23 protein-coding genes are annotated in these 24,524 nt (G+C 38.7%); 6 read left to right on the top strand and 17 right to left on the bottom strand.

What is annotated here, in order from left to right; genetic code table 11:
* Position 1: 1 nt before the first annotated feature.
* Positions 2-1,762: a bifunctional lysophospholipid acyltransferase family protein/GNAT family N-acetyltransferase gene (locus ABIB40_RS09520; protein WP_354358382.1), complete on the bottom strand. Its 1,761-nt coding sequence runs from the start codon at positions 1,760-1,762 to the stop codon at positions 2-4.
* Between the two features lie 86 nt (positions 1,763-1,848).
* Here ABIB40_RS09520 and ABIB40_RS09515 point away from each other — a divergent pair, with 86 nt between their 5' ends.
* A complete protein-coding gene (locus tag ABIB40_RS09515) occupies positions 1,849-2,754 on the top strand; it encodes a ComEA family DNA-binding protein (protein ID WP_354358380.1) in 906 nt (301 codons plus the stop codon).
* A gap of 813 nt (positions 2,755-3,567) precedes the next feature.
* The gene (locus ABIB40_RS09510; protein ID WP_354358378.1) at positions 3,568-4,719 is read left to right on the top strand and encodes an acyl-CoA dehydrogenase family protein; all 1,152 of its coding nucleotides are present in this window, start codon (positions 3,568-3,570) and stop codon (positions 4,717-4,719) included.
* Between the two features lie 161 nt (positions 4,720-4,880).
* Here ABIB40_RS09510 and ABIB40_RS09505 read toward each other — a convergent pair whose 3' ends face one another.
* Positions 4,881-5,279 carry a hypothetical protein gene (locus tag ABIB40_RS09505; RefSeq protein ID WP_354358376.1) on the bottom strand — a complete coding sequence of 133 codons (399 nt, stop codon included), beginning with the start codon at positions 5,277-5,279 and terminating at the stop codon, positions 4,881-4,883.
* Between the two features lie 489 nt (positions 5,280-5,768).
* Between ABIB40_RS09505 and ABIB40_RS09500 the strand changes: the two genes are divergently transcribed.
* Positions 5,769-6,209 carry a pyridoxamine 5'-phosphate oxidase family protein gene (locus tag ABIB40_RS09500; protein ID WP_354358374.1) on the top strand — a complete coding sequence of 147 codons (441 nt, stop codon included), beginning with the start codon at positions 5,769-5,771 and terminating at the stop codon, positions 6,207-6,209.
* A gap of 110 nt (positions 6,210-6,319) precedes the next feature.
* The gene (locus tag ABIB40_RS09495) at positions 6,320-7,327 is read left to right on the top strand and encodes an NADP-dependent oxidoreductase (protein ID WP_354358372.1); all 1,008 of its coding nucleotides are present in this window, start codon (positions 6,320-6,322) and stop codon (positions 7,325-7,327) included.
* A gap of 109 nt (positions 7,328-7,436) precedes the next feature.
* Here ABIB40_RS09495 and nirK read toward each other — a convergent pair whose 3' ends face one another.
* The 8 genes from nirK to ABIB40_RS09455 form a co-directional block, all read right to left on the bottom strand.
* Complete coding sequence (nirK, locus tag ABIB40_RS09490) at positions 7,437-8,567, bottom strand: copper-containing nitrite reductase (protein WP_354358370.1); 1,131 nt, start codon at positions 8,565-8,567, stop codon at positions 7,437-7,439.
* A gap of 69 nt (positions 8,568-8,636) precedes the next feature.
* On the bottom strand, positions 8,637-11,174 hold the full coding sequence (locus ABIB40_RS09485) for a cation-translocating P-type ATPase (RefSeq protein WP_354358368.1): 2,538 nt from the start codon (positions 11,172-11,174) through the stop codon (positions 8,637-8,639).
* 1 nt (position 11,175) lies between these two features.
* Entirely contained in the window at positions 11,176-11,685 is a 510-nt protein-coding gene (locus ABIB40_RS09480; protein ID WP_354358366.1) for an RNA polymerase sigma factor, read from the bottom strand.
* Between the two features lie 24 nt (positions 11,686-11,709).
* Entirely contained in the window at positions 11,710-12,324 is a 615-nt protein-coding gene (locus tag ABIB40_RS09475; RefSeq protein ID WP_354358364.1) for an HAD family hydrolase, read from the bottom strand.
* Between the two features lie 226 nt (positions 12,325-12,550).
* Complete coding sequence (locus tag ABIB40_RS09470) at positions 12,551-13,027, bottom strand: Dps family protein (protein ID WP_354358362.1); 477 nt, start codon at positions 13,025-13,027, stop codon at positions 12,551-12,553.
* Positions 13,028-13,222: 195 nt separating this feature from the next.
* Entirely contained in the window at positions 13,223-13,471 is a 249-nt protein-coding gene (locus ABIB40_RS09465; protein ID WP_354358360.1) for a hypothetical protein, read from the bottom strand.
* 365 nt (positions 13,472-13,836) lie between these two features.
* The gene (locus ABIB40_RS09460) at positions 13,837-14,649 is read right to left on the bottom strand and encodes a DUF2231 domain-containing protein (protein WP_354358358.1); all 813 of its coding nucleotides are present in this window, start codon (positions 14,647-14,649) and stop codon (positions 13,837-13,839) included.
* Positions 14,650-14,733: 84 nt separating this feature from the next.
* Positions 14,734-15,294 (bottom strand): helix-turn-helix domain-containing protein, encoded by a 561-nt coding sequence (locus tag ABIB40_RS09455; protein WP_354358356.1) that lies wholly within the window; start codon positions 15,292-15,294, stop codon positions 14,734-14,736.
* 406 nt (positions 15,295-15,700) lie between these two features.
* On the opposite strand from ABIB40_RS09455, the gene ABIB40_RS09450 reads away from it, so the two are divergent.
* Positions 15,701-16,147: a BON domain-containing protein gene (locus tag ABIB40_RS09450; protein ID WP_354358354.1), complete on the top strand. Its 447-nt coding sequence runs from the start codon at positions 15,701-15,703 to the stop codon at positions 16,145-16,147.
* 181 nt (positions 16,148-16,328) lie between these two features.
* On the opposite strand, the gene ABIB40_RS09445 is transcribed toward ABIB40_RS09450, so the two are convergent.
* From ABIB40_RS09445 to ABIB40_RS09425, 5 genes are all read right to left on the bottom strand, one after another.
* Positions 16,329-17,012: a PRC-barrel domain-containing protein gene (locus ABIB40_RS09445; protein ID WP_354358352.1), complete on the bottom strand. Its 684-nt coding sequence runs from the start codon at positions 17,010-17,012 to the stop codon at positions 16,329-16,331.
* A gap of 33 nt (positions 17,013-17,045) precedes the next feature.
* A complete protein-coding gene (locus ABIB40_RS09440) occupies positions 17,046-18,032 on the bottom strand; it encodes an MlaD family protein (RefSeq protein ID WP_354358350.1) in 987 nt (328 codons plus the stop codon).
* A 5-nt stretch (positions 18,033-18,037) separates the two neighbouring features.
* Positions 18,038-18,817: an ABC transporter ATP-binding protein gene (locus ABIB40_RS09435; protein WP_354358348.1), complete on the bottom strand. Its 780-nt coding sequence runs from the start codon at positions 18,815-18,817 to the stop codon at positions 18,038-18,040.
* 5 nt (positions 18,818-18,822) lie between these two features.
* Complete coding sequence (locus tag ABIB40_RS09430) at positions 18,823-19,593, bottom strand: MlaE family ABC transporter permease (RefSeq protein ID WP_354358346.1); 771 nt, start codon at positions 19,591-19,593, stop codon at positions 18,823-18,825.
* Between the two features lie 177 nt (positions 19,594-19,770).
* On the bottom strand, positions 19,771-20,862 hold the full coding sequence (locus ABIB40_RS09425) for a glycoside hydrolase family 130 protein (protein ID WP_354358344.1): 1,092 nt from the start codon (positions 20,860-20,862) through the stop codon (positions 19,771-19,773).
* A 410-nt stretch (positions 20,863-21,272) separates the two neighbouring features.
* Here ABIB40_RS09425 and ABIB40_RS09420 point away from each other — a divergent pair, with 410 nt between their 5' ends.
* Positions 21,273-22,013: an SDR family NAD(P)-dependent oxidoreductase gene (locus ABIB40_RS09420; protein WP_354358342.1), complete on the top strand. Its 741-nt coding sequence runs from the start codon at positions 21,273-21,275 to the stop codon at positions 22,011-22,013.
* 18 nt (positions 22,014-22,031) lie between these two features.
* Here the strand turns inward: ABIB40_RS09420 and ABIB40_RS09415 are convergent, their stop codons facing one another.
* On the bottom strand, positions 22,032-23,081 hold the full coding sequence (locus tag ABIB40_RS09415; protein WP_354358340.1) for a response regulator: 1,050 nt from the start codon (positions 23,079-23,081) through the stop codon (positions 22,032-22,034).
* Entirely contained in the window at positions 23,056-24,273 is a 1,218-nt protein-coding gene (locus ABIB40_RS09410) for a PAS domain-containing sensor histidine kinase (protein WP_354358338.1), read from the bottom strand. The genes ABIB40_RS09415 and ABIB40_RS09410 overlap by 26 nt, the downstream gene beginning before the upstream one ends.
* Between the last annotated feature and the right edge of the window lie 251 nt (positions 24,274-24,524).

The following is a 24,524-nucleotide window of genomic DNA, read 5'->3' as shown; positions in this document are numbered from 1 at the left end:
ACTAAAGATTCTTTCCTATTTTTTCGATAATTTCTGGCGGTATGTCGTGTGTGTCTACCAATAAAAACCCATCTAAACAATTTGCAAATTTCGGATCTATGTTGAACGAGATTATTTTGGCATTTAGATTCATGTATTGTCTTAGCAATACGGGCACCTTTAAATGGGTGTTTTCTATCTCGGTAATTAAACTATCTAGATCTTTAAAAGAGCCACTGCTGTCTACCAGCGTATCTGTAGAAATTGGCAATAAATCGGCCTTAAATTGGTTCTTCGGACGAACGTATTTGGCTTTTTCGTAATCAAAATGATTTTTGATGATATAATCCACAATAAGTGCCTTGCTAAATTTAGAAAAAGTGTTGCTTATACTTACCGGCCCAAACATGTAGCGATACTGATTATTGTCCATTAAATATTTCAGAATGCCTTTCCACAGCAAGAAAAGGGGCAGTGGTTTGCCTTGGTATTCTTGCCTGATCCAAGATCGACCCAATTCTATCCCTTGCCTTAAAATTGGCAAAAATTGGTCTTTCATTTTAAACAACTCAGAAAGGTAGAAACCCTTTCTGCCCATACTGTCTAAAATCTCATCGCCCTTGCCAATTCTGTAAGCCCCAACAATATTTTCTAAATCCTTATCCCAAATAAATAAATGGCTGTAATAAATATCATAGTTGTCTAAGTCTATTTTTTTATTCGTTCCCTCGCCAACGCCTCTAAAGGTAATTTCTCTCAACCGGCCAATTTCTCTTAATATATGTGGTATTTTTAACGTAGGAACAATGTACACTTCGTAATTTTTCTCTTCCCAAACCTTAAAAGCACCTAAGGTGGAAACTTCTGTTTTGATAGATTCCCTCGGCGTTTCCTCAATAATCTCGTCGGGATGTTTGTTGATTTTGAAAAGGTTGAGTGGATTGAATATTTTCTTCTCTTTGTCTAATCCCACTCCCAAAGCATAGGTTCTAGCACGCAGAAAATCCATCAACTTGTTTCCAGTGTTCATGTTGGCTATTTCGGTAACACCAATTGTTTTTCCAACCCTAACCTTAATGGTTCTGCCCTGTTTATTTAAAAATTCTGATGGTAGTTTGGCGGTACGGAGCGTTGGGTGTATAAAACTCAAAATGTTGAAAAATACGCCGTTGTTGCCGTGAAAATAAATGGGTACAACAGGCACTTTTGCCTTTGCAATAATTTTACCCACAATAGGTTGCCACATTCTATCTGTAACTTGCTGGGCATCTATTTTAAAGGTAGAAACTTCGCCCGCAGGGAAAATTCCGATAGGAGTGCCGCCCTTAAGCATTTCTAAAGTGGTTTTTAATCCACTAATGCTCGAGGAATGCTGAACATTTTCGAAGGGGTTTACGGCAACAAAAAATTCGTCTAAATTGGGGATTTTCTTTAAGATAAAATTTACCATCACTTTGGCATCAGGCCTTGCCATGCATAAAAGCTTTACCAACGCCAAACCTTCTACACCACCATACGGATGGTTTGCTATGGCAATAAATGCGCCTGTTTTTGGAATGTTCTTTAAATCATCTTCATCAAAATCAATAGAAACGCCTATCGTTTCTAATATTTTATCTACAAACTCTAGGCCTGAAAAATTGGCGTTTTTAGAGAAAACCTCGTTAATGTCGTTAAGTTTCATCAACTCCATCATCAAATCAGCCAAACCAGGCACCCTCAACTTATCTATCTTTGTGGCCTTGGCAAATTCTTCGGTAGTAATGATCTTTTTGGTATCCATATAAAATATTGGTCAACAGCGGTAACGTTTACCTTGCAAAATCAAAAATATGGTTTATATTTATAATTCAGATGTCAAATCGCTTTATGAAAACTTGGCTGAACAAAAATTTTGGTTTTAACAAGGCAGAATTTAATGGTTTATTGGTGCTCATTTTTCTTATCGTAATCCTTAAATCTTTGCCGTTTTTGTACGATGTTTTTAGCAAAGATGCTGTCGATGATGTAGATGTGATGTCTAAAATTCAAAAGATAGAGATAGCAGACAGGCAACGCTACGACTATAAAAAAAATGGAACGAAGGCATCCTTTAAAGAAAGAAAAGAAAGTAAATTATTTTATTTCGATCCAAATACCATCGATGTAGTTGGTTGGCAGAATCTTGGCTTATCGCAAAAACAGGCACAAGCTATTGTAAACTATACAAACAAAGGAGGGAAATTCTACAAACCAGAAGATCTTAAGAAAATGTACACCATTTCGCCAGAAATGTATAACAGATTCTTTCCCTTTATTAAGATAGAACCGAGAACCGCCGTTTCGACACACCCGACTGCGAGCGTTGTAACCACGAGTACCTTCACGAAAAAATCAACAATTGTGGTCGAAATAAATAGTGCCGACTCTTCGCAACTGCAACAAATTAGAGGAATTGGCCCTGCTTTTGCGCGGAGGATTGTGAGATATAGAACTAGATTAGGCGGTTTTATTAAAAAAGAGCAATTGTTAGAGGTGTATGGTTTAGATTCTGCAAAATTTGAGGAAATTAAGGCGCAGGTTTCGGTGGATGCTTCTACAGTTAAAACAATAAATATAAACGTTGCAGATTTTGAAGCGCTGAAACGTTTTCCTTATTTAAGCTATAAGCAGATAAATGCCATTATTCAATACAGAAAGCAACATGGCAATTTTAATATGGCAGACGATTTGAAGAAAGTGGCGATCCTAAATCAACAGGTTATTGATAGAATGCTTCCCTACATAAGTTTTTGAAAAGAACCTAAGAGCCTGTTTAAATGTTACGATTTTATTTCTGAGACTTCTGACTAAAAAATTTAGAAAAGCTATCATTTAATTTTTTTGTAAGCTGATAATTTTGAAGATAATTGCACCCTACCTCATTTTTTGTGCGCGCTTCAACCTTGCCAAAATTGGGCTCTGCTTCGTCCAGCGCTGTCCTGTCCGGACGGAAGCCCTACTTTTTGCTTGACAAAAAAGTAGCAAAAAGTCAAGGCTGGCATCTCTTTGGGTAAAAATTCGCCAAGCTGTTTAATATCGATGATTCGAGGCTTTCCCTTTGCTTTTTTCCCACGCATGGCTGCGAATCATCTTCGCAACAGTAACCTGGCAGTTCTCTGCAAGCAGCTTTAGGCGTTTTTTCCTCCAAACAGTTGCTAGGCCGGGACTAGCGAGATGGCAAAGCACAGTGGATATTGCGAGATAAATTTAGTTTTTGGACGACAAATAACTGATTTCTGACTTCTGATTTCCCTTTGTATTTCCCCTCCAAACAGTTGTTGGGCCAATCCCACAGAGTTGGCGATCGCAATTATAAAGGGAGTTTTTATGTTGTTTATTCTATAAAGTTGAGGATAGACCATTTGATGGGAAGCATTTGAATATTTTTTCAAAAAAATACTAAACAAAATTGAAGTATGGTTATGGTCTTAACGATTAACGCAACATCTTAATTGAACCCAATACCGTTTCGTTCTATCAACCGCGCTTGTCTTTGAGTGAATATTTAGCTTTTTAAATGCTTAATTTTGTGTTAAATCAAGTATAAATCTTAAAATAAATCTATTAATGAGTGAAAGTTATAATTTCTCAGAAAGCGATACGCAAAGAGATATAAGGAAGATGGTTAAAGATTTTGCTGAGAAAAACATTCGTCCACATATTATGGAGTGGGATGAGGCGCAAATTTTTCCTAAAGAGTTGTTTAAACAATTAGGTAGCTTGGGATTAATGGGCGTACTTGTGCCTCAAGAATATGGAGGTTCTGGTTTAGGCTATCAAGAATATGTCGATGTTATTGTAGGGGTCTCTAGAGTCTGCGGTTCTATTGGTTTGTCTTTGGCAGCCCACAACTCGTTGTGCACTGGTCATATTTTGGCTTTTGGTAACGAAGAGCAAAAGGAAAAATGGTTGCCCAAACTGGCAACTGCAGAATGGCTTGGCGCTTGGGGGCTTACCGAAGCCAACACAGGATCCGACGCGTTAAGAATGATGACGACCGCTGTAGAAGATGGAGACGATTATGTGATAAACGGCGCCAAGAATTGGATAACATATGGTAAAAGCGGAGATCTTGCGGTGGTAATGGTTAGAACTGGCGAAAAAGGGAAGTCGGGCGGAATATCTGCCATCGTGGTAGAACGTGGAACGCCAGGCTTTAGCGCTGGGAAAAAGGAGAATAAGCTAGGCATGCGTGCGTCAGAAACTACCGAAATGATTTTCGACAACTGCCGCGTTTCAAAAGCCAATTTATTGGGCAACGTGGGCGACGGTTTTAAGCAGGCCATGAAGGTGTTGGATGGTGGTAGAATTTCTATTGCGGCCTTGGCGCTCGGTATTGCAAAAGGCGCTTTCGATGCTGCGGTAGATTACTCAAAAGAACGCCAGCAATTTGGTAAACCAATTGCCAGTTTTCAGGGAATTAGTTTTAAGCTTGCAGATATGGCGACAGAAATTGAAGCCGCAGAATTGTTGATTAGACAAGCTGCAGATTTGAAAAACAGGCACAAACCAATGACTAAGGAATCTGCCATGGCAAAATATTTCGCCTCAGAAGTATGTGTAAGGGTAGCTACAGATGCAGTGCAGATTTTTGGCGGCTATGGTTATACGAAAGATTTTCCGGTGGAGAAATTTTATCGCGATAGCAAATTGTGTACAATAGGAGAGGGCACTTCAGAAATTCAAAAGATTGTGATTGCCAGAGAGATTTTAACCTAGCATAACAAGGAAATGGCTTAATTGGCCAACAAGATAAATACCAACCAAACAAGTATTTAAACTGAATCCGGCAGACAATTAATTGTCGCCGGATTTTTTTATTTTCTGAAAACCAATAAGCTTTTGCAAGCGTTTTGCCTAAACCCTAAACCCAAGTCTCGTTACCTGGCAACCGCAACCGGTAAATCCCTCACCGAAATAATGCTATCTACCACAAATACGCTGAAACCGCGCCAGGGCAAACTATGGTTGTACTCTTTGTAATGCAATTCGTAAAATTTACCGCTATGTTGCATCATGCTATCCGCCACGGCCTTATCACTTATAGAGAATTCAAACTCGTTGTTTTGTATGTTCCCCACTGCCTTAGACTGGAGTCCACTTTGAATGAGTTTACCTTCGTATGTCTTAAAAACATAACCTTTTTTAACCACATAGTTTAATTCCCCAGCTTTTACGCCTTCGCCAAAAACAAAGAAATAACTGTAATAAGCCAGCGCTGCTAAAACTACAATGGCTACCACTACAATAATGGTAACTACTTTTTTTCCTGTGGTCATGGTAAACATTTAATGATTTGTTAAAGATAACCGAAATGTTTTGATTGTGTTTCGGTTAGGGATAAAAAAATCAGCCGTTTTTTCAAGAAAGCCTTGTGAAATGTCAATAATTTAAGAAAATTACCGTTTGAGCCTCACAAAAAAAATGAAGAAGTTGTCGAAGGTTAGCTGGGAAATTAAGCTATCTAACCCTAAGTAAAATATGAAGACGATGGAAGCTTTTAAAAGATGCGTTGCCCTATAAGGTGTGAATGATGTAAGTTCTTTAAAAAGATGTGTAACACTTTATTCATTTGATTTACGGATCTTTACTTTAGAGCGATGGGTAATAATGTTGGCTAGAGCATAAAATCACTAAAGTATTTTTTGCCCGATGATTAATTGAGGATTTAAAACCTCTGTTGTTGATGCTAATAATTTTTACCATCATTACGCTGAGTGGTGGCGCTGACTGCTAACGGGATTATTAAATCATTAACAGAAACAATTATGCTTGGAGAATTAAGTAAAAGAGAGATGATCGATTTTTTGGAGCGACGCATATACGGAAGGCTCGGATGTAGTGTCGACGGAAGAACTTACGTTGTTCCTATAAATTTTGTGTTTAGAAACGACGCTATTTATGCCCATTCGGGGCATGGGAAGAAGATTGACATGATGCGCGAAAATCCAAACGTCTGTTTTATAGTGGATGACATTGTTGACACCTTTACTTGGAGAAGCGTTATTATTCAAGGTGTTTTTAACGAACTTGAAGGAGAAGAAAGACAACAAGCAATGCAGGGCATCATTCATAAAATTACGCCGCTTACTTATAAACCAACACAAGAACCTTCTCATGGAATTGCCGAGGAAGAAAGAAGTAATGTTATTGTTTATCGCATAGATATTATAAACATTACCGGGCGTTTTGAGGTACACAATAATTAATCTGTTCAAGAGTTTTATGCTCTAAGTCACAGCTTATTTATGCAACATTTGATGGATTACCAAAGCAACGGCTTTCTATTTTCGAACATTAGCGAATTTAAAAATTAATTATGGACACACAACAAATTGTTCTTGCATCACGACCAACAGGCACACCGACTCTTGATAATTTTCGACTCGAAAATAAGGTATTGCCAGGTTTGCAGGATGGCGAAGTACTGCTGCGGGGAATGTATTATTCGGTAGATCCGTACATGCGCGGTAGGATGAATGATGCAGAATCTTACGTTCCACCTTTTCAAATAAACCAATCCATTACTGGGACAGTTATTGGTAAAGTAATGATGAGCAAATCAACTGATTTTGAAGCTGGCGACATTGTTTCTGGTAATTTACCTTGGCAAGTTCAAACAATTGTTCCTGCCAAAGGATTATCAAAAATCGATGAATCTAATGCGCCGATTAGCTATCATCTCGACGTGCTTGGCATGACTGGACTAACTGCCTATTTTGGTTTGATGGCAATAGGAAAACCAAAAGCTGGTGAAACATTAGTTGTTTCTGGTGCTGCAGGAGCTGTTGGCCTTGTAGTTGGCCAAATTGCCAAAATATATGGTTGCCACGTAGTCGGGATAGCTGGGTCTGACGAAAAAGTTAAATTATTAAAAGAGAAATATGGGTTTGATGATGCCATTAATTATAAAACGGCAACAGATATCAAAGCTGCGGTTGCAAAAGCGTGTCCTAAAGGCGTAGATATTTATTTTGATAACGTAGGGGGAGAAATATCTGATGCAGCTATTAGCAACATCAACTTTCATGCACGTATTCCATTATGTGGCCAAATATCATTATACAATAGTACAGACGCACCTGTTGGGCCACGCTTACAACCCATGTTGCTAACGCGTAGTGTTTTAATGCAGGGCTTTATCGTCAGTAATTTTAAAGATCAATTTCCCGAAGGAATCAAGCAATTATCTAAATGGTTGACAGAAGGGAAACTAAAATTTGAGCAGACGACAGTTCATGGTTTCGATCAGCTGCCAACGGCATTTATTTCATTATTTAAAGGAGCCAACATAGGCAAGATGATAGTTGAAGCTGCTGTAAGCTAGACCATTTTGAGATGCCTGAAGTTAAAAATAAAAAGATTAGTTTAAAGAGCAGTCCAAATGAAACCCGTGTGCTTCAGCAGCAGTAATTAACTTAACCAGTCAAAATCACCTAATTAAATTTAGGATTCGCATCGAATATTTCGGTGTCCGCAGTTCCTTCCACTTCAATCACGGCCATTAGCCCTTTGCTAACTACCCTGCTAAGTGAATGATCTGCAAGTTTAATGGTTTCTGCTACTGGAAATTCCATTTCTAGTACGGCACAGCTTCCAGGGCTTACTCCAATCGTTTGGATATATTTTTCTGGATTGTTCGCTAATGCTCCTTCGCGCCAAGCTTTGGTCCAAATATTTCCAATTGGGTGGAAACTGCTAATTAAATTAGGGCCACCGTTAACAAAAAATATTCGTGCCGTTTCGCCTTTTTTCACTTTTACAGCGCCATAAACCGCATCTGTAATCGCGTAGCTTTCTCCATTTAGCACTACAAAATTGGGATTTTCGTTCTTCATTGCTTCATAATCAAAGTTCAGAAATCCGTTGGCATCCACTTCATCTTTTGTGTAAATTTCATTTTGGCCAAAATAGAATTCATGGTCAACTTCTGGAAGGCCTTCTGGCGGCTCCACCAATAGCAATCCAAACATGCCGCTACTTATGTGAAAATCTAATCCGGGTGCGGCACAATGGTAAATAAAAGCACCTGGATACATTGTTTTAAAACGAATGTGCTTCGTTTGGCCTGGCGCAACCATCGTGGCTTCGGCACCACCACCTGTTCCGTAAACCGCATGGAAATCTACGTTATGCGGATGGATGCTGGTAGTCGGATTGGTAATCGTTAAGTCTATCGTGTCGCCCTGTCTCACCCTAATCATAGGCGCAGGCACTTGTCCGTTAAAAGTTAAATACCGAAATTTTTGGCCCGCTTTTACTTCCCCAATTACTTCGGTACACTCCAACGTTATTTTATGCGTTTGAGTAATTTTTTGTTTTATGGGCGGAGGCAGTAGCGCAGGATTTGCCGCTACCCTCTTGGGTTTTGCGGTTATTGCCGCATCAGCAACGGGGCTTACTTTAACAGATGCTTTCTCTACTGTTGGTTTTGGGGAAGACTGACAGGAAGAAAGTCCGAATAGAAGGCTGCTGCCTGCTACCAACGCAGAGGTCTTCATAAAACTGGCCCGAGATATAGGATTTTGGAGCATTTCTTCTTGTTCGGTGTTTATACTATTTTTCATGATGTATATTGTTATACTATGGTTATTTTTTAATTTTATGACGCTGCGAAATACCCCCTCAATGCTCTTTTATTTATCCGAATATACCTTTGATCGCTTTCTCCATTTTATCAATTCATACCAAATAACGGATAAAAATCCAATTACTACACAAATTATTAGCTGACTAAAATTTGGCCTCTCAAATTGGAAAAATGTAGCGAACGGCTTAACAAAAAGCAATAAGCCAGTAATAAAGGCAGTAATAGATATAATGAGTAAAACCAGATTGTTTTTATACATTACCGTAGTGAGAATAGAATAATAAAATGAGCGGTTGACTAGGGTAAGAAATATATTCGCGGTAATAAGCACCGTAAAAACCATAGTTCTGACAGTCGCCTCGCTGAAACCTTGATGCACACCGTACTGATAAACAAATAAAGTTCCGGCTGTAATTACTAAGCCTTGCGTAATGCTGGTGGCAAGTTCTTTTAAATTGAAAAACGAATTGGTAAACGCATGGGGTTTCTGAGACATACTATTTTTTTCCATCGGCTCATTCTCATAAATTATGGAACAAGTTGGACCCATTACCAATTCTAAAAAAATAATATGCACCGGCGAAAATATATTGGGATAAATCCACCCTAAAGCCAATGGAAGAAACACCGTTAAGATAATCGGGATGTGTATAGAGATAATGTATTGAATGGCTTTTTTAAGATTGGCATAAATTCTTCTTCCCATTGCAACGGCATCCACCATTTTAGATAAATCGTCTTCCTTTAAAATCAGAGAAGCAGCCTGTTTAGCAATTTCTGTTCCTTTACTTCCCATGGCTATACCAATATGCGCCGCTTTTAGCGCTGGTCCGTCGTTTACACCGTCGCCAACCATCGCTACAATTTCTTTATTCTTTTTTAGCGCATTAACTATTTTCAGTTTGGCTTCTGGAAACATCCTCGTGAAAACATTTACATCCTCTACTTTTTTCTGAATTGCTACGTCTGATAAACCCATCAATTCATCGCCAGAAATACTTTTCTCAAAACCTTTAAACCCAATTTGCTTGGCAATTGCCGTTGTGGTTGTTGAGTTGTCTCCAGTAATAATCTTAATGGCTATGCCTGCCGCATAAAAATCTGACAGTACTTTGGCTATATTATTCTTTGGTGGATCGTAAAATGCCACAACGCCTTTAAAAGTAAATTTAAACTCTTGTTGCGTTGTAGGATAATTACTGCCCTCAAAATTTGCTTCTCCAACACCAAGCACCCGATATCCCTCAGCGGTAAGCGTATTAAGCGCATCTTCAATTTGTTGCCTTTTAACTTTGGTTAAATCAGACACATTCATCATTGCCTCTGGAGCACCTTTTGCAGCGATAATTCGATTGCCAGACTTATCTTCAAAAATATGCGTCATCATTGGAGGCTTTCCATCTAACGGATATTCGTGAACCATTTTAAATTGGCTTCTTCTATCTGATGTGCAGGTATTTTTATACATCGCATGAAGTGATATTTCCATAGGGTCAAAAGGAATTGGTTCGCTAGCCCACATGGCAAAAGAAATGAGCTCTTTTTCCTCGTCATCTGCTATGTTTTCTGGATTGGAGATTTTACCCGAAGACAAAGTAAAAATCTTAGCTAAGCTCATTTTATTTTCAGTCAGCGTTCCGGTTTTATCGGTACAAATTACGGTTGCACTGCCCAAAGTCTCCACAGTTTTCATCTGCTTCACAATAATCCCCATTTTCATTAATCGCCAAGCGCCTAATGCCATAAAGGTGGTAAAGGCAACTGGAATCTCCTCGGGCAGAATACTCATTGCGAGGGTCAGCGCTTTTATTAAGCTATTAGAAAAACTCAGGGATTGGAAATAGTTAATCGTCCACACAATGAGGAAGACCACCACCCCCGCAACCACCATTTTTTTAACAAAGCTGTTGATTTGAATTTCTAACGGGGTCTTTTCTTCCTTAATCGCTTCTAAGCTTTTACCTATTTTACCAAGTTTTGTTTCATTACCAATAGCCGTTATTGTAATTATGGCCAAACCAGTGGCTACCGTTGTTCCTCTAGAAACTAAATTATCATCTTTTGATGCATCTTTAAAAACGGACAAAGATTCCCCAGTAAGAATAGACTCATCTACCGAAAAATCATTAGAATGAATAATTATACCATCTGCAGCAACAGCAGTTCCCTCTTCGATTATCAGGCTATCACCCACTACCAATTCCTCGGTTTTAACCTGCCTTATTTCCCCATTCCTAATGACTTTACAAACGGGTTGGGTAAGATCTTTTAACTTTTGGAGCGCATTCCGGCTTCTGGAATCCTGATATAGGGAAATAGCGGCAACCAATACGATAGCTGAGGTCATGAAAATACCATCGCCTGTTTTTTCACTGATAAAATAAATAGAAGATGTGGCCAATAATAAAATGACCATTGGCTCTTTCGCCAAACTTTTTACGGCAGTTAGAAACCCGTTTTCCTTTTTATAGGCTAACCTATTGTCTCCATGATGCTTTCTTGCTTGAAGAACCTGCGCATCAGTTAATCCCTTGATGTCGAATCCGGAGAAGGGTACATTTTTAGTCTTTAAAAATTGAGCCATTTTATAAAACAGAATAGATTTTCAACTGCTTCCTCAATACTACCCTTGCCTCATGAATACGTGTCTTGACTGTACCTAATGGAATGTTCTGCTGCTGAGCAATTTCTATATATTTATAACCTTCTACGTAGCGCATAAAGATGATACGGTGCGCTTCGGGTATGCTATTCAATACTTTTTGAATGTCATTTATAATCATAGATCCAGTACATTTGTTCTGCACTGCACTAAATAAGAGATTTTCGGAAGTGATTTTATCAGCTTGTTCTACCAATTTTTGTTTTTTGGCTTTCCTTCTACAATCGTTTATAAAGGTATTCTTCATAATTACGAACAACCACGCTCTAAGATTGGTATCTGGCTTGAATTGCTTGTAAAAACGAATGGCTTTGAGAAAAGTGTCTTGTACTAGATCATTTGCTTTGTCTAAATCTTTTGTAAATCTTAACGCATTTTGCCTGAGGGATAAAATGTGGCTGTCGATTTTAGAATTAAATTCTTTTTCTAACATGTTTCTCTATTTAATTTAAAGGCTTTATGTAACAATCAGTCCTAAGTCGGCCAAAGCGATGCTGGTTGACAGGTAATCCTTATGACAAATGCTTTTTATTCCCAAGTCTGCTGCTACATCGACAAACAGTTGCACATCATCAATATATACGATTTCATCTTTTGGTACAACCGTCATATCAATTGCCAACTGAAAAATTCTTACATCAGGTTTTCTTATGTGCACATAACAAGATGAAACAAAAAAGTCTATTAAATTATTCAACTTAAACTCATGTATTCGATAGTCATTCAACTCTCTGGCTTCATTACTCACCGCAACTATTTTTAAACCGTACTGCAGTTTTAAACTTTTAAAAAACGCGATCATTTCCAAATTTGGCGTGGTTAAAGAGTACATATAGTCTCTAAATTCAGAAGGGGTAAAATCCCGCCCAACATAAAAAACAACCCAGTCCAAATATTTATCAAGGGATATCTCTCCTTCTTCGTACACCACAAAAAATAATTTGTGTCGTTTTTCCATTTCCGCAATGTCCAAATGAAATCGTTCGGCAGCGCGCTGTCGAAAATCGTGCCCCCATCCATTAGAAAGTAGAACGCCTCCAATATCTAAGAATAAACAACTAATGGTTTTCATATCATTTATTTTTTATAATTTTCGCTCCACTGCCTAATTAAAAGCAAAAGTAAAAAGCATTAAAAAATACGCCTATGCTCAACTGTCTAATCCCATACAAACAGTATAGAGAGACATTTCTACGTCCAAATACGGGGCCTCAGCAAAGGAGAAATTTTGTTTACGCTTAAAAATCTAAATGGCTAATTGTCTCCTGGTAATATAATTTTGGAGACACCTGCATTCTCTAACTTAAATGAGCCCTTAACATCCATGCAGTCTTCTCATGATATTCCATCAAACCTGTAATGTAATCGCTTATGCCTTCTGCTTTCATTTTATCTGCAACTGGCTTTATGTTTTCCCTCAAAAAAACAATAATACTCTCGTGGTCTTCTAATAACTCTGCAAACAGGGTTTGGCTATCGTTCTTATCAAGCGTCTTTTCAGACAGATGTGTAAGTTGAAGATACTTACTAAGTTGAGCTGGTACATAATGGCCTACTGCCCTTATCTTTTCGGCAACAGTGTCAACTATACCCTGTTGTTCATTGTATAGGGTTTCTAAATACAAGTGCACCGCATGAAAATCAGGACCTTCGATATTCCAATGTGCATTGAGCGTTTTTGAATAAAGCAGAAATTCGTCTGCAAGTATTATCGATAATTGTTCTGCAATTTCTTGTCTGTTTTTGTCGGAAATTCCGATGTTAGCTTTTTTCATTTTTTATGATTTAAATTAAAATTGTATTAAACTGTTCGTGTTAAAAAATATTCCTGTCTCAATGCCGAAGTGAGTATATTTCTCTGCATTGCTAATAAAGTGACTTATAACTTGTCTAATCTTAATATGCAGAGGTTTAACAATTTGCGTAAGGCAATAGCCGTATGTTTTGCGCGTGTTTCTTGGGGTAACTAACTAAGCGACATCACTTTTGTTTAGTAAAATTTCCATTTCTCCTACAACCCATTCTGAGAGCATATCATTATGATATCTACTGAGCCCTTCAACCTTTTTAAAGATTTTAGCCCGCTCCAAAAACTTCATGTTTTGCCATATCTTGAATTTCTCCTCTATATTGTGAAGTTGATTTAGATAATCGGATTCAAGCAAGTTATCGGTATCCCGAATGTGCTGTTCTGCCTGGAAGAATGCGAATATATCCATCTGCTGATTATATTATATTTTTTTAAAGGTCGGTTAAAGTCCATAAACACCTTATGACGGCTGTCACTAAAGACAAAGATGTTCATCAACAATATACCGCACGAAAACCAAGTTACAGATGGGCAAGTAATATGGGCTGAAGCTCTTTAAGTAGAATTTCTAAAGGAAATAACAAGCTGCACTGAACTCTGCCCCCATTAATACGGTTTTACCCATGCCTTATGTTCTGTAACAACATGCTTTTTAAATATCTATTTAACTTTCAACCCACAGCGGCAAACTATTGATTACCAATTTTATTTCTATAAAAAAGTGCTCTTATCTAAAATCATATCCATCTTAAAGAAATTATGTTTTCGAGGATTTTATTCGAAATAGTCTCCGTAAGTCTTTAAGTAAGAAAGTATATCTTGCCGCATATTATAATAGGCAGAAGGTTCGTTTTCAAGCCCTTTAATTTTGTCTATAAGCGGAATTAAATAATTGTGCAGCTGCGCATCTGTTTTTGGGGGCATTGTACATTCTTTGATCATTTGGTTTACCCTTCCCATTAACTTTTCTTTTAAACTGGAAGCACTTTCGCTCGGGGAAGAATTGATCAATGCAATCAAATCATTTATTCCCTTGTTGGTGCTTGAATCACTTTGCCATTTTTTGCCCTTGTTTAATTTGACTTTTGTTTGTGATACAGCCACACTATCGTGCTTTTCTTGACCGTGGATTTCTGTGGCGATAATCGGCGAATTAAGTTCCGTATGTCTTATTTGACCACCCAGATAACCCGTCCAAGCGGCAAGACCAAAAGCAATAATTGAGATAATTAATATGAAAGAAGATAGGGTTTTTGAGAACTTAAATTTTATCACAGCGGCAATAACCCCAACTATGGAAAGCACCCCCAATATAATCAGTGCTGTAAGTGCATATACTGAGAAATCTTCATGTCTTTCTATCACATGTTTTGTAATGCCTTGAATTTTTTCAACACCATCTTCAGCGCCTTCGCCGGTTAAATAGGCAACGACCGCACCTAACGCACATAAGATAAATAGACCATAAGCAGCAATTTCTGTTTGAACACTCTTAACTAAAATGGCGTAAACCAGTACGAGTATTGCCAATAGCGTTCCAATAATTGGAAGATGGTTAATGATTAAATGAACGTGTAACTGATCCATAATTTTAATTGATATGGGATAAATTATAATTTCTCTCCTTTAATGAGCGCTTTTGTCCATAACTAATAATCGCCTTCAATATCCTCATACATTTTCGAGCGCAATGCGGTTTTCTAGAGGTGCATTCCTAAAAAATGAGGCCGTCAATCCGGTTACTTGTTTAAACTGCCTTGAGAGATGTGCGACACTGCTATAGTTTAATAAGTAGGAAATTTCGGTCAGATTCAGTTCATCGTAACGAATTAGCTCTTTTACTCGCTCTATTTTATGGTTAATGATGTAGTGTTCAATGGTCATTCCCGTTTCATTCGAGAATACATTGGCCAAATAAGTATAATCATGATTTATTTTTTCGCTTATGTAATTAGAGTACTTAACCCTGGGCAACTCGTCGGCATAGTGCACCATATCAATTATCGTGTTCTTGATCCGCTCAATCAGCATTGCTTTTTTGTTTACCATCAACTCCATATCGAATTTAGATAGTGCTGCTTTTAATCTTCTATACTCTTCCTTGGTCGGTATTTCCTGCATCTCAACTTCCCCAAGCACTATACTTTTGTACCCCAATCCAATAGTGTCAAGCTCGTTTTTTACAATCATCTTGCAAGATTTGCTGACCATATTCTTAATATGTAATTTCATGATTAATCGCTTTTTTTTTGAGAGCAAAAAGATGTTTTGCTCTTTTAACAAAATTCCATATTGATCGGTCTTATTGGAATGACGGCCATCACTTTAATTATGAATGTTCATCATCACACCAAAAAAAGCCTGGCAATAGGTTGTTCGCAAGATTTTTTAATTCTTTCACACATGAGTGCATAAAGTAGTTTTTGATGGTGTCACAGTAACCTGTCCGGCCCACTGTAGTACTATTTTCGTTTTGATGAGCATTCTATCTCAGCATGATTTCTATCATCTAATTACACACACAATAATTAGACATTTGTAAGACCAACACTTTTTAAGCAGCCGGGAAATCCGCTCCGCCTGTCGGAGCATTTAGAGCTAAAATTTGAAGGTTTGTGGGATACCAATTTGAAGGCAAATGAATCAGAATCAAACACTTAAAAATAAAGTGAGGGAAGCCATTAGGTTTGAGCCATTTCTTGAGGAAGTACGCATAAAAGTTACGGTAGAAGAAGGCGTCATTACATTATCAGGAACAGTTGACAGTTACGTTAAAAAAAGCATTATAGAGCAAGTGGTAAATAGCGTAAGTGGAGTGCATCCAGTAATAGAGAAAATCAAGGTAGAATATGAATTCGATGTGATGAAAACAGATGAAACACTTACTTCGGAAATATTGGAGTTACTAAAATTAAGTCCAAATCTCCCTGAGTCCAGTATAAACTTCTCTGTGATAAATGCTTGCGTCACCCTGTCTGGAAACGTCAAAAACCTTGCCCAAAAGGAAGAGGTGGAAAGGGTAATTTCCAGTATTTTGGGCGTGAGGATAATTAATAACAATATTATAATTCTACCCGAAAGCTGAGACGATTTAGAAAAAGCGACAATTGAAAATGAGTGTTAAGAAATTGAGCGATACACATATAGGTAATTGAAGTTACTGTTCTTGGTATTCAGTTTGGCTTTCTGTCCTAAAGAAATAGCAAGCAAAAGTTAAATTTATTCACACGCTCTTATTTGCTGCGTTTAACCGGCCTAAATTTTTGTTAGGCATCAACTGTCATCAAGGTCTTAATCACTTCAATACTTATATCTACCGTAACGGTTTCATCTTCCCAACCAATTCCTATTACATGACCCACTTTCATCAATACTTTCTTTACCCCAAGTAAATTATGGGTATCAATAATAATAGATTCAATCTTCCAACTCACATCGTTTATCAAAAAATCACAAATGTGGCCAATGCCTCCATCGGTAGCTTTAATGCGGTAGCCGGTAACGAGCTTTGTGCTACGTAGATGCAGGTCGTTATTCTTTTTATCTTCGTTTTGCTTCTGTATTCGCTCATCAATAACCATCGGTTGGTCAAATACTCCACTAGATGCTCCAGCATAAAAACCGCTTCCGCCATAGCGCTGCCAAGCATAATGTCCATACAACTCAATTTCCTGTTGCATAGATATTGGTTTCTCAGTTTCTATATCCGGACTATTCTTTACCTGATCTATTGCTAAGTCCACTGGAAAAATCTTATTTTTCCAGTCAGGCTTAAGAAGTGCCTGCGGGGCAATCAGTATCTTTTTTTCGTTAAACCAATTTCCAGTTTCTACAATTAGATATCGGATATCCCAAGTGGTATCCTCGAAGTAAAAATCTCTTACATGGCCTATTTCACCATCTCTGGCGCCCATTTTAAATCCAAGTAAACTTGTGATGTTGTGTTCCATGATTTTTTATTTTAGATGAAGTTCGCTCTATCGTTATTCTTTCTCATTGTTCTTTTTCAGTTTATCCTGCCTTCTAAAATATCCCCGAAACAGAAAACTGTGTTTGGTGGCATCCATAATGTCACTAAATCCTTTTGTCCCGTTTTGAAGGTTTTCTAAACTAGAACCGAGTTTTTTTGTGATGGAGGAGTCTCGGAGCAGTGCATGCAAAGGGCCTTTGCCATTATTCAACTGGTAATCAATGCCATTTACCGTTGTGCCTAATTTGCTGGTAATATTTTTTGCATTGCTTCCAGTTGCGCTAAAATCTGCTACTGCATGTTTTAGGTTTGATGCGAGTAGCGTATCTGTCAATAGCACTCCTGCAGCTCCTTTGCCCCTTCTAATCTGGCCAACGAGGGTATTAAGGCTATAACTCATTTGGTTTGCGTTTTTAGTTGCCATATTAAGTTCATTAAGTGAGGATTTTACACTTAGTCCAATTTGAGGGTCATTCATCAGATTGAATATTTCGCTGGTGTCTAGCCGAAGAACCGTCTGCTTTAAAGCATTGGCAATTGCGGCAACATCATCGTTGGTTTTCGAGAGCGTCTTTAGCATCTCGTCTGTGCTAACCAGTTTTTGCGCCGGTAGCATATCTCCTTCTGATACCTTTTTTCCAGGCTGTTTTGCAGGTTCAATATTTATAACCTTATTGCCCATTAATCCTTCGGTTCCGATCGCAGCCTGCGCATTTTTGCTGATGTAAGGGCGCACCTTGCTATTGATTTGCATCGTTACCTCTATAACTGTGTCGCCAATCATATCTATTTTTTTTACTGTGCCCGCTTGAAGACCCGAAAAAAGCACGTTGTTGCCCACCATTAGTCCGCTTAGATTGTTAAAGCGCGCCTTAATTTCAAAGTCTTTTCCAAATAGATTGCTACTTTTTCCAATCATATAGAATGATGCAATTAGTAGTAGCAGTCCTGCCATTACAAATAGGCCTAGTTTGATGTTATTTCCCCCTGTCTTTGCCATAATGATTATTGAAAAAATTGATTGATTTTCGGATCACTTGAATTTTCAAGCTGTTTATAGGTATCGTCCGCATAACATCGGCCGTCTAGCAGTAAAACCACTCTGTCGGCAATAGTTTTAACACAGTTCATATCATGAGAGATAATGATGGAAGAAGTTTTGAATTTTTTCTGTAGGGTAAGTATTAATTGGTCAATTTCCCTTGCCGTAATAGGGTCAAGTCCAGTAGTAGGTTCATCATAGAGGATAATTTCTGGCTTTAAAATCAATGTTCTAGCCAGGGCAATACGTTTAAGCATTCCACCCGAAAGTTCGGCTGGCATCATATCCATTGTATGAGCAAGCCCGACGTTATCAAGTGCCTCCTTTACCATTTTTAAAACTTCTGCTTCTTCTAAATTTAACCAGTGCCTACGCAATGGGAATTCTAGGTTTTCTTTTACCGTCATCGAATCATAAATGGCATTAGCCTGAAAGAGAAAACCAATCTTTGCTCTCGCCTTCATAAGACCATCTTCGTCCATATTCGCAATGTCTTCTCCAAAAACGAGTATTTTCCCTTTGTCTGGTTTTAAAAGCCCAATAATGCATTTGATCAGCACTGATTTTCCTGCCCCAGATTTTCCAAGGACTACCACATTTTCCTCCCTTTTTACAGTTAAAGAAAAATCTTGTAACACGATGTTTTTGCCAAATTTTTTAGAAAGGCCTTCGATCACGATTACCGAATCGTTTATTGTATATGCTTTGTCGTTTACTATGTCTGTTTTAATGGTTTTTCCCATGCTTCTTAGTTTAAACCCAGTAAGTTTGTAACCTGAACGCTGAGCAAATCGATCACAAAGATTAAAACCGAAGACAATACAACAGCAGAATTTGCTGATCTGCCAACTCCTTGCGTGCCCTTGGTAGAATTGAATCCTTTGTAGCACCCAATCAAGCCAACCGCAAAACCAAAAAATATGGTTTTGATTACTGCCGGTATAATATCACTATAGCTAAGACTCTCAAATACTTGGACAAAAAAGAATTGGATATTGGTAACCGATTTGATGTTTACGCCGATATAAGCACCGAACAGGGAAACAGCATCCCCAATGATAGTTAATAAGGGTAGCATCAGGCTACAGGCAATTACACGAGTAGCAACAAGATATTTGAACGGGTTTGTGCCGCTTACCTCCATAGAATCTATCTGTTCTGTTACTTTCATTGAGCCTAATTCTGCCCCTATACTGCTGGCTATTTTCCCAGCAAAAATCAGTGCGGTGATTACAGGTCCTATTTCTCTAACTATTGCTATACCCACCATAACGGGGAGCTCAGACTGTACGCCATAAGTTACTAAAGACGGGCGGAGTTGCATGGTGAGCACTAGGCCCATAATAAATCCCGTCAGCGCCACCAGAGGTAAAGAATTGTAACCAATAAGATAGCATTGCGCCAAAAGTTCCTTCACTTCAAACTTAGGCTTAAGTCCGTGTGAGAAAAAACGACCTGTAAACCTTGAGATTTGCCCCGTTTGATCCAAAAAATCACGCGTAACTGAAATTATAGACATATAGGGTTAATTTAGTTAAGGGTAGTAAAGCTAAAAATACAGGCTTTCTGTAGGATAAATTTAATTTTTGATAATTAAGCGAATTTGAATTTTAACGGTGTTGTGCCAGTACAAAACTGCTTGTTTTGGCATTAGAAATCGTTATGGAATTTTTTGTATGTCTTATATGATTCACACTTATTGGCTGCTGTTCTCCATCGGTAGGCTTGCTGGCAAATCCAGTCTGGCCACGCCGATTCGATTATCTGCCATACCGTAATAAATATCATAGCGATCCGGACGGCCAATGTCGTTACGTTGATCAATACCTGTTGGGAAAACCACATCTCCAATTGTGCCAATGCGCTCTTCAGGAATTTCTGGGGAGAGTATGGGGTCCGGAGAACGGTAAAGGATTTTGTGTGGATGCTCGCTGTCGAGAATCATCACACCTGCCGAATAAGCCAGTTCATCATTAAGATCTGGTGTTAAACAGCCCTGCATAACGCCATGGTAGACCAATAACCAGCCATATTTGCTCATTACTGGTGGTGCGCCCGCACCGATTTTAAGCTTTTCCCAAGGAAATTCTGGAAGTGCCAGCGGACTATTAGAAACAAACATTGGCAGTGGGCTGCTGTGATAGGGTTCATCATTAATATGGCTATAAGATATCCAGATACACTCGTGGTGATCTCTAACTCTCCTATTATCTGGAGCCTTTACAATTTGCTCTGGAAGCGTACCAGGAAACAACGGCCTATGGAGCATCACGATAGAATTGTGGCCATGAGGACTAATTAGTGCCGATGGAAAAATGCACGCATCTTTATTGTTAACGCCATTAAATTCAATGTCTTTATACTTCGCAAACTTGGCTAAACCAAGTCTTTGCCAGTGTAAAAGGTCTGCAGATACTGCCATAGCTATTCGAGGGCCGAAACTAGAAAATGCGGTATAAGTCATTATATAGCTATTTAAAGGCTTAACGAATGTAATTCTTGGATCTTCGCAACCGCCGCCGCCGTTTGGTCTTTTTTCATAATCGGCCTCAGGTTCAAGGGCAATGCCGATGCGTTCAACCCCAACGGGATCACCATCTGGACTGAAAAGTACCTTGGCAATGCCGATACGTGAGTAATTCCCCTTGGCAACCAATCTTGGGAAAAGGTATAGGTTCCCATCAGGCCCACGTACCGCCGCGGGATTAAGAACGCCCTCTGTTTCCAGGTCATTTCCAGGTTCTGGTTCCATAATAATACCCAGCCGCTGCAGTTTAAAAGGATTCATAATAACAAAATATAACAACAAACTAAATGCGCTAATCTTTTCAAAGAAACACCTGCGTTATGCGGATGATGTCGCGTTAGCAATCTCATCATTTCTTGTTTGGAAGTCTTACCTAATTGTCGAGGTATGTTGCATCATTCACACTTTTAAGAGGTTTAATTTTACAGATATGTAAAAAAACATGAGGGGAAATTCCCCTCTTTTAAAGGGGTGGTCGAAGACCGGGGTGTTTGATTATTGGTAATCAACGATCTACCTGCTCACCAATAGAGAATAATATATGCTCAACTATAAGTCCTAGTGCTCGTGAACATGGTTTCAAGCATGTTTTCAGTCACGCGTTAGAATGACCTCGGTCATAGCACCTGTTTGCTAATTGTCCTACATTTACCGCAAATAAAATCAAGAAAATGAAAGATAAAACAGTTATAATTACAGGTGGCGCTTCTGGGATAGGTGCAGCAGCAGTTCGGTTGTTCGCTATTGAAGGTGCCAATGTGGTGGTTTCTGATATCGACACCCTAAACGGCAATAAATTGGTGGAGGAAATCCGTGCTGCAGACGGCATTGCTTCTTTTTTTAAGACCGATGTATCCATACCCGAGGAAATGGAAGCTTTGGTTAAGTTTGCTGTTGATACTTATGGAAGGCTTGATATAGCGGTGAACAACGCCGGGATAGGAGGGGAACAAAGTCCAATAGCGGACATGAGCGTTGAGGGTTGGCAGAAAGTAATCTCCGTAAACTTAAACAGTTTGTTCTACGGATTAAAATATCAAATCTCTGCCATGCTTAAAAACGGTGGCGGTAGCATAGTTAACATTACATCTATACTTGGTGCCGTGGGCTTTGCTGGTTCTGCGGCATACAGCGCCGCAAAACATGGAATTGTCGGACTTACGCAGACGGCGGCATTGGAGTATTCGGCTAAAAATATCCGTATAAATGCCGTTGGTCCAGGGTTTATAGACACCCCGTTGCTGGATGCACTTAGCCCAGAAATGAAATCTCAGCTTATTGCCATGCATCCCATTGGCAGGCTTGGCAAAAGCGAAGAAGTTGCGGAGCTGATTTTATGGCTCGGAAGTGAAAAGTCTTCTTTTGCAACAGGCAGCTACTACCCAATTGACGGGGGATATCTTTCTAAATAAAAGCGTTAAGCTCAGTTTCTAATTTTTCATTTTAGAAAGTCCTTCAAAATTAAGTACTGTAATCTTAGTGCCGGTCCGGTCTATAAGTTTCTCATCCTTAAAGTCAGAGAGCGTTCGGCTAACGGTCTCATTGGCCATACAAGCCATAGCTGAAAGATCTTCTCTGGAAACAAAAAAAACAGCATTTTTTTCGTTTTTGTTATACAATTTTACAATCGTTCCCGCCATTTTTTTTCTCACGGAATGGTAGGCAAGTTGCAGAAGCTGGTCTTCTTTTTCTCGATTGTCTTTAGAAAGCAGTTGAATAAATTTTCTGGCCACATCTGGGTAGAGATGCAACAGGGTTTCCATTTCCTCGGTTGGGATTAGGCAGAGTAGGCTATCCTCTATCGCGGTCGCGGTATCTGCATAAGGACTGCCGCTTAATACTGCATTTATACCTATGTAATCGCCTTCAGCATACATACCTGTCATCAGTTCTCTGCCATCTTGCGTTAACTTAATGGTTTTGACTTTACCTTGGGTGATCATGTAAAGACCTTTTCCATAATCGTCCTCGTAGTAAATAACCTGGTTCTTCTTAAACTTTCGGTTCTTTCTATCCCCAATAATTTTGTTTAGTTGGGCCAGGCCATCCGTTTTTGCTACGAGAACATTAAGTTCGTTCGAACTATTTTTCTGCGAATTTTCGGCGGCCGCTTTTTTCTTCAGTCTAATATCTATCGCGTTGAGCAGTTCAATTCCGTCAAATGGCTTAATCAAATAATCGTCTGCGCCAAGTTCCATTCCCTTTCTCAAATCTGCATGTTCTGCCTTAGCCGTTAAAAATATAAAAGGGATGCTGGAAGTTTCTAGGTGTTTACCCAGCATATAAAGTACACCATAGCCATCAAGTTCTGGCATCATAATATCGCAAAGAATAATATCTGGTAAATGCTCCAATGCCATAGTTACGCCTTCCTTGCCATTTTCTGCTTCAAATACGGTGTAAACAGCCATTTTTAAAATTTCGGCCACGTTTGCACGTAGGTCATCATTGTCTTCAATAATCAGTATTTTTTTGCTCATGGTTTTTGTTGAGTGGAAATGTAAGTGTAAACAATGTGCCTTTGTTGATTTTGCTACTAAAATTTACCGTACCGTTCATAAGACCTGTATATCTGGAGAGGATACTCAAACCCAGTCCGTTTCCTGAGATTTTTCCGGTATTGTGCGCTCTAAAAAATGCTTGGAAAAGGTGCTTATGATCGCTTTCTGGAATCCCCATGCCGTTATCGCAAATCCGTATGGTGCAGTTTTTTTCATTTACTTTGGTGTAGAAATAGATTTGACTATCTGAACCAGAATATTTAATGGCATTGTCAATCAAAATTACAATACAGTTTTTAAGTAGGTTCTGATCGAGATTAACCATCTTATCAGATCCCCTGTGCTTAAAAATAATCTTTTGGTTTCCCTTCAGTGCAATTTGCATTTCCTGTGCAAGTTCGCTAGCCATTTCATATAGGTTAAACGTGCTAATATCTGGCTTAACCATTCCTAAATCCAGCTTCTCAAGCGAGAGAAAGTCATTAAGGATTGCGGTAATGTTAAGTACTGCTTCTTTAATCTTTACAACGTGCTTTTTAATATTTATACGATCCATTGTTTCGCTGTAGCTGTCTATTAGCGACGCTGAAAGCTGCACCATGCTCAAAGGCGTGCGAAACTCATGCGAGGCAATAGATACAAATCTGCTCTTCAGCTGGTGAAGTTCTTTCTCCTTATCCAAAGAAAGATTTAATTCGTCTTGACTTTTCTGTAGCGTAGAAACATTTGTTCGGAGGGATCGCGTCCTTTCTTCTATTTGTTCTTCAAATAGCGCAGTATGATCCTGTAATTTACCCTCAGCGTCTTTCTCTCTTGTTAAATCATGGATAAAACCAGCATAAATAATTCTGCCAGAATACTTCACTTGGCTAAAACCAAGCCTAAGAGGAAATTGACGTCCATTTTTTGCTATTCCAACCAATTCTCTAGGCATTCCAAAGCCATTGAGATATCCATCTTTTCTATGATGAAACAGATAACTTTCAAAGAATGCTCGGTCTGGTTGCGGCATTAGCGTGGATATATTTTGGCCAATTATCTCATCTGCCGAATAATGAAAAAGCTTGCATGCAGAAGGGTTTATGGTTTCGATAATACCACGCTCGTCCATGGTAATCAGACCGTCTATAGCATTCTCAATAATTGCTTCGAGTAATGCAGCTTTTTCCATAAATTATTGATTTACAGATTAGTAATAATCTGCTTAAGATGGACGATTGGCAATGGGATTTGTTTTGTTTTGCGTCCTTATCTACTAGATAAGCAAAATTGCAAACATCCCCAATTCGAGCAATGTAGATAAAATTATCTGATAGTGTGTGATGACCATCAAGATTTCTGTGGTTCACAGTCATTTGCAACGAATTGCCCAAAAACTACCTTTGTTATTGGAATGTTCATTTTCTTTTAATGTTACTTATC

Origin of the sequence: Pedobacter sp. UYP30, assembly GCF_040547165.1 — a bacterium.
Taxonomy (GTDB): Bacteria; Bacteroidota; Bacteroidia; order Sphingobacteriales; family Sphingobacteriaceae; genus Pedobacter.
The sequence above is the reverse complement of the archived record's forward strand: the minus strand, read 5'-3'. Positions and strand labels throughout refer to the sequence as shown.